Origin of the sequence: Streptomyces sp. NPDC005408 (assembly GCF_040606445.1) — a bacterium.
Taxonomy (GTDB): Bacteria; Actinomycetota; Actinomycetes; order Streptomycetales; family Streptomycetaceae; genus Streptomyces.
This window is the reverse complement of the sequence record NZ_JBEXEX010000100.1, coordinates 1-11,401: the sequence shown is the minus strand read 5'-3', so window position 1 is coordinate 11,401 and position 11,401 is coordinate 1. Positions and strand designations below refer to the sequence as shown.

The 11,401-nt window shown below is 66.8% G+C and carries 8 protein-coding genes and 7 pseudogenes; 8 read left to right on the top strand and 7 right to left on the bottom strand.

Going from position 1 to position 11,401, the window contains the following annotated elements; genetic code table 11:
• From ABZS64_RS38420 to ABZS64_RS38405, 4 genes and pseudogenes are all read left to right on the top strand, one after another.
• A pseudogene (locus tag ABZS64_RS38420) lies at positions 1 to 213 on the top strand (alkaline phosphatase family protein); the annotation flags it as partial.
• 47 nt (positions 214 to 260) lie between these two features.
• The gene (locus ABZS64_RS38415) at positions 261 to 1,313 is read left to right on the top strand and encodes a sugar phosphate isomerase/epimerase (protein WP_355839726.1); all 1,053 of its coding nucleotides are present in this window, start codon (positions 261 to 263) and stop codon (positions 1,311 to 1,313) included.
• Between the two features lie 212 nt (positions 1,314 to 1,525).
• Positions 1,526 to 2,002, top strand: a complete 477-nt coding sequence (locus ABZS64_RS38410; protein WP_355839724.1) for a hypothetical protein — start codon at positions 1,526 to 1,528, stop codon at positions 2,000 to 2,002.
• Positions 2,003 to 2,048: 46 nt separating this feature from the next.
• The gene (locus ABZS64_RS38405; RefSeq protein ID WP_355839722.1) at positions 2,049 to 2,864 is read left to right on the top strand and encodes a hypothetical protein; all 816 of its coding nucleotides are present in this window, start codon (positions 2,049 to 2,051) and stop codon (positions 2,862 to 2,864) included.
• Between the two features lie 123 nt (positions 2,865 to 2,987).
• Here the strand turns inward: ABZS64_RS38405 and ABZS64_RS38400 are convergent.
• From ABZS64_RS38400 to ABZS64_RS38385, 4 genes and pseudogenes are all read right to left on the bottom strand, one after another.
• Positions 2,988 to 3,569 (bottom strand): annotated as a pseudogene (locus ABZS64_RS38400) (family 16 glycoside hydrolase); the annotation flags it as partial.
• A gap of 63 nt (positions 3,570 to 3,632) precedes the next feature.
• Positions 3,633 to 4,148 (bottom strand): annotated as a pseudogene (locus tag ABZS64_RS38395) (discoidin domain-containing protein); the annotation flags it as partial.
• A gap of 228 nt (positions 4,149 to 4,376) precedes the next feature.
• Positions 4,377 to 4,799: pseudogene (locus ABZS64_RS38390) on the bottom strand (ricin-type beta-trefoil lectin domain protein); the annotation flags it as partial.
• Positions 4,800 to 5,511: 712 nt separating this feature from the next.
• Positions 5,512 to 6,105, bottom strand: coding sequence for a TetR/AcrR family transcriptional regulator (locus ABZS64_RS38385; protein WP_355839720.1), 594 nt, complete (start codon positions 6,103 to 6,105; stop codon positions 5,512 to 5,514).
• Between the two features lie 255 nt (positions 6,106 to 6,360).
• On the opposite strand from ABZS64_RS38385, the gene ABZS64_RS38380 reads away from it, so the two are divergent.
• Together ABZS64_RS38380 and ABZS64_RS38375 are read left to right on the top strand one after the other, a co-directional pair.
• A complete protein-coding gene (locus tag ABZS64_RS38380) occupies positions 6,361 to 7,506 on the top strand; it encodes an NAD(P)/FAD-dependent oxidoreductase (RefSeq protein ID WP_355839718.1) in 1,146 nt (381 codons plus the stop codon).
• A gap of 80 nt (positions 7,507 to 7,586) precedes the next feature.
• Positions 7,587 to 8,002 (top strand): annotated as a pseudogene (locus tag ABZS64_RS38375) (IS5 family transposase); the annotation flags it as partial.
• A 25-nt stretch (positions 8,003 to 8,027) separates the two neighbouring features.
• Here the strand turns inward: ABZS64_RS38375 and ABZS64_RS38370 are convergent.
• Positions 8,028 to 8,735 carry a hypothetical protein gene (locus ABZS64_RS38370; RefSeq protein ID WP_355839716.1) on the bottom strand — a complete coding sequence of 236 codons (708 nt, stop codon included), beginning with the start codon at positions 8,733 to 8,735 and terminating at the stop codon, positions 8,028 to 8,030.
• Between the two features lie 59 nt (positions 8,736 to 8,794).
• Here ABZS64_RS38370 and ABZS64_RS38365 point away from each other — a divergent pair, with 59 nt between their 5' ends.
• Both ABZS64_RS38365 and ABZS64_RS38360 read left to right on the top strand, forming a co-directional pair.
• A complete protein-coding gene (locus ABZS64_RS38365) occupies positions 8,795 to 9,022 on the top strand; it encodes a hypothetical protein (RefSeq protein ID WP_355839714.1) in 228 nt (75 codons plus the stop codon).
• A 37-nt stretch (positions 9,023 to 9,059) separates the two neighbouring features.
• Positions 9,060 to 9,185, top strand: a pseudogene (locus tag ABZS64_RS38360) (IS5/IS1182 family transposase); the annotation flags it as partial.
• A 212-nt stretch (positions 9,186 to 9,397) separates the two neighbouring features.
• Here ABZS64_RS38360 and ABZS64_RS38355 read toward each other — a convergent pair.
• Positions 9,398 to 10,190, bottom strand: a pseudogene (locus ABZS64_RS38355) (VWA domain-containing protein); the annotation flags it as partial.
• A gap of 20 nt (positions 10,191 to 10,210) precedes the next feature.
• A partial coding sequence (locus ABZS64_RS38350; protein ID WP_355839712.1) for an RNA-guided endonuclease TnpB family protein occupies positions 10,211 to 11,401 on the bottom strand: 1,191 nt, incomplete at its 5' end.

Sequence of the window (11,401 nt, the reverse complement as noted above, 5' to 3'; positions counted from 1 at the left end):
GCCAAGGCGATCGCACGCAAGAAGCTCGGCATGCGCTACCGCCTCGCAGTCGTGCCGCTCGATCCCTCACCCATTCGCGGCAGCCACGGCCGCCTTCCCGCGAGCAACGACGAAGGACCGCTCATCCTCTGCTCCACCCCCCACGCTGTAAACGGCCGCGTCGCGGCCACCGATGTGAAGTCTCTGCTGCTTCAACTCGCTGGTCTCAACTGAAGCAGACGCGACTGACAACCAGGCACTGACAACCAGGAGTTATCCACATGAGCCGCTCCAGCAAGACCGTCGACCCCGAACTCGCCCACAAGCTCAGCAGACGCGGCATGCTCGGCGTCGCCGCCGGTGCTACTGCCGCCGCCCTCATGGGCGCGGCCGCGAGCCCGGCCGCCGCCGCCCCGACGACAGCCCAGGCCGCCGCCTCCGGCCGAGGCCGCCCCGTCCTTCCCCCCGGCCGTCTCGGCACCCAGCTCTACTCCCTGCGCGACAAGGTCTCCACGCTCGGCTTTGCGAAGGTTTTCGCCGAGCTGGAGCGCTACGGCTACGACGAGATCGAGTTCGCCGGGTACACCCAGGGCTCCGCGGGCCCCATCACTCTCGCCCAGTTGAAGCAGCTCGCCCGCGACCACGGACTGCGCGGCATCGGCAGCCACGTCGGCTATTACTCCAGCGACCCGAACGCCTACACCTTCGCGCAGAACCTGAACCAGGTCCTCGACGATGCCCAGGCGCTCGGCCTCCCGCACATCGGCACCGCCTCGGGACCCTTCCGCTACGGCGCGACCGTCGACGCCTGGAAGCGGGCGGCCGAGGAGTTCAACACCTACGGAGCTGCGGCCCGCGCGCGCGGCATGAAGTTCTACCAGCACAACCACGCCGAGGAGTTCTCGTTCGCCACCGACCAGCCGAACGTCCGCCTCTACGACGTACTGCTCGCCGAGACCGACCCCGAGCTGGTCCATTTGGAGATGGACATCTACTGGGCGTACGTGGGGCAGTTCCGCTTCAGTAAGCGTGTCGACGGCACACCCGCGCCCTTCGACCCGCTGCGCTATGTGCTGAAGCAGCCCCACCGCTACCCGCTCTTCCACGTCAAGGACGGCGTCCATGACGAAGCCGCCCGCGACGGTTACCGGATGGTGGACGTCGGGGACGGCGACATCGACTACAAGCGCTTCATCTCGTCGGTGAACAAGACCCAGGGCGGCTACCGCGAGCACCACTGGCAGACCGAACACGACAACCCGGTCGAGTCGTTCGCGTTCGCCCGGAAGTCCAGCGAGCACCTTCACTCGCTGCGCGAGAAGGGATGCTACTGAGCCACACGATTCACGGAGATGTCCCCACACGCCAGGCAACCCAACTCGTCGCACGAGCACGGCCACCAGGCCCAATTCACCTCCTTCTGACAGCAGTTGTGAGAGGCCGAGCTGCCCTGTCAGCTTGTGATCAACACAATTGTGCGAAGTGCGGGTGGTGTGGTTGTGTTCTTCGCGGCGCGCGCCAACGCGACCAAACGAGGGGAACTTTCGTGAATATACGTATCGGCAGAGCATCGACCGTGCTCGCCGTACTGCTGGCCGCTGCTTCGACGGTACCGGCACATGCCGACGATCGCAGCGAACCTGCAAGCAGCTACCAGGCGATCGGCACGCGGGACCTCCATGGCTTCGTGACCAAGGGGGATTACGCTCACTTCTCACACACTGTGAGGAACACGGTCAACGCTCACGGCTGGTGGAAGAAGATCGACGGTCCGGCGACGCAAGCCAAGATCACCATCTGGCTGCAGGTCAAGAGCGGCTCCGGGTGGAAGAATCTCAACAAGGGGGTCAAGACCGTTCCGCCGGGCGGAGGAAGCAACAAGAGGGCGGTCGCCAACTGGAAGTGCACCAACCTGATCGCGAAGAACGACTTCCGCACGGTGGTCGACGCAGACATCGTCGGCTACCCGGACGGTGACTCGAAGCTCGTCACCAAGACGCAGACGCTGTACTGCGGCATCTAGCATCCGGCCGTGCTTGGGTACCGGTCGAGTACAGAAAGGCCCCCGCGTGTATTACGAGACGCTCGTTGCCTTGCACGGGGTACTCGACCGGTATCCGTGGGCCGCGCACATCACGTGCGGGGACACCGGAAGTGAGCTGTACGACCTTGCCATGCGCAGGTCGGAAGCCTACGGCTGGTATTCCACCGGCGGATGGACCTACAAGTACGAGGGTTGGGGCGAGGCTCGAATCGTCCAAGACCCGGGGCGCTGGGCGGATTCCCTGGCCGGCGGGGACTGGACGCAGGACGGGAAGGTCCGGGAGCTGGCGTGGATGTCGGCGGAGATCCCGGTCGATGTCCGTGAGCCGCGTCTCCCGGTCCTTCACGTGGCGCGCATCCTTTCGGACGCCGTGAATCGGATCGGGCGCGTCCGGTTCACCGGGCTGCATGCTGTCCTCCCGCTGCAGGAGCTTGTCGGTGATGCCTCCGACGACCTGGAGGCGATGCGGAATTGGTTCGCTCTCGCCGACCCGTCCAAGTCGTTTTCCGTGAGCCTCACCGTCGCTGCTGGACCCACAGCGTCAGGAAAAGAGATGGCTGTGTGCCGCGCTGTCAGTGAGCGACTGGGTGACATCGCGGGAGTCGAAGTTGCCGCTGGGCTGCTCGATGTGTCGGGCATGGCGGACGTGGATGGCGAGCATGGCTACAACAAGGGCCGTGAGCGTGGCGTGATGCGATTCGCGTGTCGTGCGCCAGAGTGGTCGGTGGATGTCGCAGTGTGGCTGGTCGAGGTTGTGGGGGATGCGTTGCGAGCGGCCGAATGCGCGGAGCAGGTTGTGGTGACTGCCTCGCTGGCGTCCCAGCCCGAAGCCCATCAGTGAGCTCGTAGAAGTGACCCCCGCGACGGCGGTGGTGGCGGGGGTGCACCGGGCGCTGAGCCGCAACTGAACTCCGTATGCGGCTCAGCGGTGGCGCACACACTCGACTTCGTCGGGCCGGGGCCGTCAATTCATCGTGATCATCGTGTCCGGGTCGGCCACCGGCGTCTCCATGAACAGACTCCGGTACTCGTCCTGGATCCCGCCGTTGTGCACCTGTATGGCCAGCGGCCCCACCCGCGCGGCCGTACGGTCGAAGAAGTCGAGGATCTCGACCGCCTTGCACTTCACGTCCGAGCCCTTCAGCGGGCAGCAGGCCATCCGCGCCTTGCCCGTATCGGCATTGGCGAGCAGCTCGCACTGGCTCCACTTCTTGACGTCGATCTTGTCGTGCGGGAACTTCTTGAAGAGATCACCGCCGCCGTTGTTGTGACCCGGCCGGTAGTCCCAGTGCCCGCCGTTGGGCGGCTGGAACTGTATGGCGCTGAGCGCGTCGCGGATCGGCTCGGTCGTTCCCCACATGAGCACGGTCGGGGCATGGTTCCCGGAGACCTGGCGGACGTTGAAGATCCACCGGAAACTGCCCGCCTGCTGCTTGTTGTAGTAGATCCAGCCGCGGCCCGCCTTCCCCGTGCCGTGGATCGTGCCGTCCTTTACTGTCCAGCCACCCGCCTTAGAAGCCGTCCAGCCGTCCAGCGACTTGCCGTCGAACATCGACACCAGGTTGGGGTCGTCCCAGGGATTGGGGTCGCCCAGAGCCGCGGCGGCCGGCGACCCGTACACCTGCATCTCATACAGCGAGTAGCCGTATGAGGTGCCCCGCGCGGTGCCGTTCATCCGTACGTAGCGCCCCGTGCCGGTCAGTCCCGTCAGCTCGTCCGTGCCGCCGTTGCCGGTGGTCGTGGAGTAGATCGTTGTCCAGGCAGTGCCGTCGGTGGACGTCTGGATGGTGTACGCCTTGCCGTACGCCGCCTCCCATGACAGCTTGACGCCGCTGATGTTCGACGTGGCGCCCAGATCGACGCGCAGCCACTGCGGGGCGGCGCCCTCCTTGCTGGACCAGCGGCTGCCGGTGAGATTGCCGTCGAAGGCCGCGCTCGCCGGGTACGAGGACGATTCGATCGAGGACGCCGTCGCCGTCTTGCCCTGCGACAGCAGAACCGGAGTGCCGCCGGAACCCGTCACGGTCAGGGTGTAGGTGGCCGAGTGCGCGGCCGAAGCGGAGGTTCCCGTCACCGTGACCGTCGAGGATCCGCCCGCGGCCCCGGCCGCCGCGGTCACCGTCATCGTCGACGTCGAGCCGGGTGTGACCGACGGGGGATCGAAGCTCACGCTGACCCCGGACGGCGCACCCGTCGCGGACAGCGTCACCGGCTCGGCCGTGCCCGAGACCACCGCGGCAGACACCGTCGATGTCGTCGACGCACCCGGACTCACCGTTCCCGAGGGCGGGTTGAGCGCGAGCGAGAAGTCATTGCCCGTCGAGGCGGCAGTGAACGCCCACTGGCTCGCCGCCCCCGAACAGCTGCCCGCGACGACGCTGGTACCCGAGGCCCTGACGCATTTCTGGCCGGTCTGGATGTCGGAGATCGTGCCGCTCGGATTGATCGACCACTGCTGACTCGGCCCGCCCGTGCAGGTGTTGAGCACCACCTTGCCGCCGGACATCGCCGCGCACAGATCATTGATGATCAGGAACGCGCCGTGGAAGGTGAAGCGCTGCGCGGCAGAGCCGTTGCAGGCCGCAGTCTTGAGCTGAGTCCCGGGGCTCCCGCTGTTGTTCGGGTCCTCCAGGCACTGGCTCGACGAGCCGTTCTTGTACTGCCCGATGGTGGTGTTCGGCTTGGCGCCGCCGTAGCACTCGCCCGTACTCGTGTTGAAGATCGGCGTGGGGTCGTACGCTTCGTTGGCGCCGGGATTGACGACGACGGGCTCCATCGTCGGCTTGCCGTCGGGGTTGTAGTGCGTGAGCGCGTCCTCGCAGTCGATCGCGTCCATCGCGCTGCCGCCCTTGCCGCCGAGCCACAGGTCGATATGGCGCAGGCCGGGACCGCCGTTGGGCCCGTGGCCGCTCCAGTCCTCGCCGCATTCCTGGCAGCTGTCCTCCATGATGAAGTACTTCTTCACCCGCGGGACCCACACCTTCGTACCGGCCGGGAGCTCGGCCGTGGACGTCGCGAAGGTGATCGGATCGGCGTACGTGCCCTTGCCGCCCGCGGTGTTGTGGATCTGCGGGTAGGCGATGTCGCCGCCCGGGGGAGTGTTGTCCCACCAGCCGTAGAAGGTCAGAAAGGTGGGCTGGGTCGTCGGCGCCGCGGCCGCCGGGGCTGCGGTGCTCAGCAGCCCGGTGAACGCGGAGGCCAGTAAAAGACAGATGGTCGCGAGTGTCGCGATGAGTGCACGCCGGCTCATGGTGCCTCCGTTGCCCGAGGGGTCCAGCAGCACCACGCAGCGTCGAGCCGGTTGCATGCCCAAGTCAATAGTCTGTTAGGAAAGTTGACTAACAATCTTCCTGGACGCACCCGTCGCACAGCAGGAGGCCGCGGTCGTGGACGGGATCAGAATGAGGTGCTCGCCGCTCGGGAATGACGGGATGTCAGTTCTCGTTGCCGGGCCGAGGGGCGGGTGCGGCCGAAACGCATGGTGGGGGCTACGGCGCGGGCGGATTGCTGGGCGGTTCCCAGCCGTGTGTGAGGATGTCGAAGATTGCCTCGACGGCGGCTCGGCGGTCCTGCCGGCCGCGAGCGAGGACCGGGATGTCGAGTACGAATCGAGCAAGAGCCACACATGCGAGGTCGTCGTGGTCCACGCCGATCTCGTCGGCGATGGCTGCGCTGAGGCTGTCGGTGTACCGGGTCCACATGCGTTCGGCGTACGCGCGTAGCACCGGCGTGGAGTCCACCAGGTTGGTGAACTCAGCTGCCTGAGGATGTGCCTCGATCGAGGGCCAGGTGTCGAGGACGTGCTGCCGGAGGGCGTCGAGGATGCTCTGACCGGAGGGTCGCTGCCGCACCGCGGCGATCAGTTCTGACTCCCGGTCCTCGTCTTGGTCGAATACCAGCGCTTCCTTACCGCTGAAGTGCTTGAACACCGTAGCGGTCGATACGTCGGCGGCGTCGGCGATGTCGCGGATGCCTACTTGATCGTAGCCGCGCTCCAGAAAGAGCTGCAGTGCGGCGTCGGCGATTGCCTGCCGGGTGGCCGCCTTCTTGCGGTCGCGGCGGCTGACGGGGGGCACGGTCATGGCTAGAGCGTATCCGATAGTCGAACCCGTCACTAAGTAGAGTCGTTGCACTTTGTGTGTTGTTCTGATTTTATAGGGGTTGCGAGCACCTGAGCGGCACATCCTTACCGGCATGGTCATCGTCTGCACCGCACCGCCCGTCGCCGTCCTGTTCATCAAGGAGACCCGCGAGGCACGTCCATGACCGAGGTCGACGCCGGAGTGCCCCGACCTGCTCGCCCGATGCCTCCTCTTCGCCGACTGAAAGGAACAACCATGAACTCCCCAGCACCCGCCAACGCCAGCATCAGCATCATCGGCGCCGGACCCGGCGGACTGACCTGCGCCCGCATCCTCCAGCAGCGCGGCATCGCGGTCACCGTCTACGACCGCGACCCGGGTCCCGACGCCCGCAACCAGGGCGGCACCCTCGACCTGCACGCCGACAACGGCCAGATCGCCCTGCGCGAAGCCGGCCTGCTCGACGAGTTCTTCACCCTCGCCCGTCCCGAAGGGCAGGAAATGCGCCAGATGGACCCGACCGGCACGATCACGTCCCATCAAGTCCCGGCGCCCGACGAGCTCTTCAAGCCGGAAATCGACCGCGGCCAGCTGCGCAACTTGCTGCTCGACTCCGTGCAGCCGGGAACCGTGCACTGGGGCCGCGCCCTCGACATGATCAGCGGACCCGCCGGTGGGCCGCGGCAATTGCACTTCGCCGACGGCACGAGCATCGAGACCGATCTGGTCATCGGCGCCGACGGGGCCTTCTCCCGGGTACGCCCGGCCGTGTCCCCCGCCGTCCCCGAGTACACCGGGGTCAGCTTCCTGGAAGCACGGTTCTCCGACGTCGAGAACCGACACCCCGAGATTGCCGAGCTGGTCGGTTCGGGCAGCGCCCACGCAGCCGACGGCGAGCGCGGCCTGTTCGCCCAGCGCAACAGCGGAAATCACATCCGCGTCTACATCATCCAACGAGTCCCGGTCGACTGGATCAGCACCAACGGGCTGACCGCCGAGGACACCGACGGCATCCGCGCCGTGCTACGCCACGAGTACGCCCACTGGTCGCCCCGCCTGCGCCAGATGATCACCGAAAACGACGGCCCCTACATCGACCGCCCGATCCTCGCCCTCCCGGTCCCGCACACCTGGGAACACAACGCGACGGTGACCCTGCTCGGCGACGCCGCCCACCTCATGCCCCCGCTCGGCGTCGGCGTCAACCTCGCCATGCTCGACGCCAGCGAACTCGCCCTCGCCCTCGCGAACGCCGCCACCGTCGACGACGCCATCCGCACCTACGAGAAGACCATGCTCCCCCGCTCCACCGAGACGGCCAAGGCCCTCGAACACGGCGCCGAACACCTGCTGTCCGCCGACGTACCCGACTTCGGCGGCGACAACGACGCCCAGCCCTAGGGCCTGTCTTCAAAGGGAGTTGATGGGGCATCGTGTGATGCATGGTGCGGCGGCATGAGCTCTAGGGCGAAGAGTGGGATGTGTTGTCGGGGCTGCTGCCGAGGACGGAGACGGGGCGGCCTCGGCGGGACGACCGGCTGGTGCTGAACGGGATCGTATGGAAACTGCGGACCGGTTCGGCCTGGCGTGATGTGCCCGAGAGGTATGGGTCCTGGCGGACGTTGTACACGCGTTTCCGCAGGTCGCTGGATGGTACGTTCGCACGGATGCTGGAGACGGTCCAGGCCCAGAAAGATGCGGCCGGGGATATCGACTGGCTGGTGTCGGTGGACTCCACGATCGCCCGCGCTCACCAGCACGCGGCCGGCGCCCGTAAAAAGGGGCTGCCCCCGCAGAAGCGGCACACACTCACGCCCTCGGACGATCCCGTGGCGGACTGACCACTAAAATCCACCTCGCCTGCGACAGCCGCGGCCGCCCGCTCGGCTTCGTCCTCAGGGGCGGCAAGGGCAAGTCAGCAATCAGCCGGCCGGTGTCCGCGACAACCACGCCGCAGGCGCCCGGCGGGACTCCCGCGGCCCGCCCGAACGTCCCGCCAACTGTCCGCCCAGCACGGCGAGTCCGGCCAGCAGGAGGGTCATACCGACCGGCACCAGCCAGTGATTGCGTCCGAAGCCCATCGCGACCGCCAACACCACCGTGCCTCCAGTCACCAGCGCCGCCGTCCACGCCCCGGCCCGTCCCGCGACCGCAGCCAGCACGGCGAACCCCACCAGACCGACAAAGACGAGCTGGGCCCCGACACCGTAGATCAGCTGTTCCGCACCGGGAATGTCCTTCACCCCCGCGAACATGTCCTGCAACTCCGCCCGGTTCGCCGCGCGGAATCCGCCTATCAGATCCAGCAACAACTGCACCACGTTCGCCAGCGAACTGAGCAGGACCACCACCACACTCGCCCGCAGCGCAGCCCTGCGCCCAGCCGTCAGTCCCGCCGGTCCGGCGTCACCCCCGGTGATCAGCCGGCCGAAGCGCAGGCTCATTGCCGCGAACATCAAGAACCCCGCCAGCCAGACCGCGTGCGCGGCCGTCCACCAGCCCCCCGGCTCCGCCTGCCTGCCGATCGGCCGCATCAGCAGCCACCCGGCCAGAAAGCACGCCGGTGCGGCGGCGAACATCAGGCGGACGGTCCGAGTCGTCCGCGTCATCGGAGTTGGCGGAGTTGCCATGCGGTTCATCGTCGGCTTCATGCCCAGTACCATCCCAGCGGGCGAGAGCCACGTCACTCATGGCCACCCCCACTCTGCCCGGGGGTTTTCCCCCGGGCTGGGACTGCCCGGGGCCGCTGAACTGGCAGCTGCACCACCGGGTGCTCGCCGACCTGGTCGACCCCGACGGCAGCCTGCCCGGAATTCAGCCCGGTGCTGCATGGACGGTGATGACATGGGCAAGTGGGTGGAGCAGCGGGGCAACTGGGGGTATCGCGGCTGTCCAGGGTGTGCGTATGACCGCCTGAGGCACCGTCACCCACCCCGGCGACCGCAGGTGGGGCGAAGGGGCCCACGCTCGGCTTCGTCCTCACGGGCGGCAATATCAACGACTGCACCCAGCTCGAGCAGGTCCTCGCGCAGATCAAGGTCCGCCGCTCGGGCCCGGGCCGACCGCGCACCCGGCCCGACCCTGGCCGCGCCGGGTGGGCGCAGGCCGTCAACTTCCTCTTCACGGGCTTGGTGCCGCTCGTGGTGATCGCGGCGATTGCCTTGATCTCCGCCAGCACGGCGGCCAGGCCGTGCGCGATGTGCTCGCGGAACCGACATCGGGTGAGGTCCACGACTGGCCGACTTTTCGCAACTGGTCCTGGACCACTTGCTCTACGCCCTTCTCGTGAATTTCAGAGCATGATGAGCAGACGCGTCTTCGGCTTGAGCTTTCTGTTCACCGAACGACTCTGCACGTATACCTCCAACTTGGGATTACGCCCCGCCTTCACGGAGACGGTCCCCTGGATACCCGTGCCGAACAGAAGACTGCGTGCCGCGTCGCCCGTGTATGCGCGGTCAGTGTCCTTCTCGACCACGATGACTTCCTTGTCGGGCTGAACCTGAACCCGGGTGCCCAGCTGGTAGTAACACGACCCGCGTTCGTACGTCACGCCCGGATGCGAATCAACGAAGGATCGAATCTCGACCTCCGTGTCGACCTTCAGGAGTCGATACTTGTCGGCCGGGACGGGTTTCGAGGTTCGCCCGCACGTCGTCGACCGATATGTCCTGGCCGACCGCGAACAGGTTCTTCGTGCCGCGCACGCCCTGCTCGCGGCCACGGAGGAAGCTGGTGGCGGCAGCGCGCACGGTACCGATCGCCTCCTCGACACCCTCCTGGGAATCCGCATCCCAGATGGCGATGTTTCCGGCCGGGAAGCCGTAGTTCTGGGCGGTTCGCTTCGCCAGGGAGTTCGGAACGAGGATCGCGGAAGTCCAGTGGCCCGGAAGCGCACCCATCTTCGCCGCGATCTTGTCGAGCCAGGGGCCGAGGATGGCCATGTCGCCGTCGTGCCGTCTGTCGCCGCCGGAGGCGTTCTCCTCGCCGTCCGTCACCACGATCTGGAGGAAACTGTGCTCGCCGTACGCCTCCCAGATGTGGCCCAGGTCGTCCAGGGACTTCAGAGAGGCTTCGATGAGGGCCTTGACTTCCGCTCCCCGTCCTAATGGGTGGGGATTCCTGCCACGGTCGGCTGACCGTCTCGGTGGGTTCCTGTTTCTTCGCGCTGTGCCGGGACGAGTCCCGGTCTTACCCGCGCTCCGCAGGCTGACACCGCCAGTCCGGCGGCCTTGGCGATGTTGACGGCCGCGTTGATGTCTCTGTCGAGGACGGTCCCGCATTCCCCGCACGTCCACACACGGATGCCAAGGGGTTTGGGGCCGTCCTTGATTCCGCAGTTCGAGCAGACTTGAGAGGTTGGTTCGAACCGTCCGATGCGGTGGAACTGTCGCCCGTACCGGGCGGCCTTGTACTCCAGCATCGTGGTGAACGCCGACCATCCGGCGTCGTGCACGGACTTCGCCAACCGGGTGCGGGCGAGCCCCTTGACTGCCAGGTTTTCCACTGCCACCGCTTGGTTCTCGCGGATGATCTTTGTGGAAAGCTGGTGGTGGAACTCGCGCCGCGCATCGGCCGTCCGGGCATGAGCGCGGGCGACCTTGATACGGGCCTTCGTCCGGTTCGCTGACCCCTTGGCCTTGCGCGACAGATCCCGCTGCGCCTTCTTCAACTTCTTCTCGGCCCGGCGCAGGAAGCGCGGACTGTCGATCTTCGTGCCGTCGGAGAGGATCGCGAAGTGCGTCAGCCCCAGGTCGATGCCTACCACGGGTGCCACTTCGGGCAGCGTCTCGTCCGTACCGGTCTCCACGATGAAGCTCGCGAAGTACCGGCCTGCGGCGTCCTTGACCACGGTCACCGTGGACGGCACAGACGGCAGAGCGCGGGACCACTTGACCCGGACATCTCCGATCTTCGGCAACGACAGGTCACCGCCGGGCGTGATCTTCCACCGGGCGTTGGCGGTGAAGCGAACCGTATGCCGGTTGTCCTTGCGGGACTTGAAGCGGGGTGCACCCATACGCGGACGCTTGCCCTTGAGGCTGTCGAAGAAGTTCCGGTAGGCGGTGTCCAGATCCCGGAGCGACTGTTGCAGAACTACGGCTGACACCTCGGCAAGCCAGGCCCGCGCTTCGGTCTGCTTCGCTGCCGTGACCTGCTTCGACAACTCGGCAGAGGTCACGAACGGCAGCCCCGCAGCACGGGCGGTCTCCCGAGCCCTAAGGGCATCGTTATAGACCACCCGCGCACACCCGAACGCCCTCGCCAACGCGCTGCGCTGCGGACCGTTCGGGTA

Coding starts and splice junctions, on each gene's coding strand:
- ABZS64_RS38415 (WP_355839726.1), top strand. CDS start 261: ATGAGCCGCTCCAGCAAGACCGTCGACCCCGAACTCGCCCACAAGCTC.
- ABZS64_RS38370 (WP_355839716.1), bottom strand. CDS start 8,735: ATGGCAACTCCGCCAACTCCGATGACGCGGACGACTCGGACCGTCCGC.
- ABZS64_RS38380 (WP_355839718.1), top strand. CDS start 6,361: ATGAACTCCCCAGCACCCGCCAACGCCAGCATCAGCATCATCGGCGCC.
- ABZS64_RS38365 (WP_355839714.1), top strand. CDS start 8,795: ATGGCCACCCCCACTCTGCCCGGGGGTTTTCCCCCGGGCTGGGACTGC.
- ABZS64_RS38385 (WP_355839720.1), bottom strand. CDS start 6,105: ATGACCGTGCCCCCCGTCAGCCGCCGCGACCGCAAGAAGGCGGCCACC.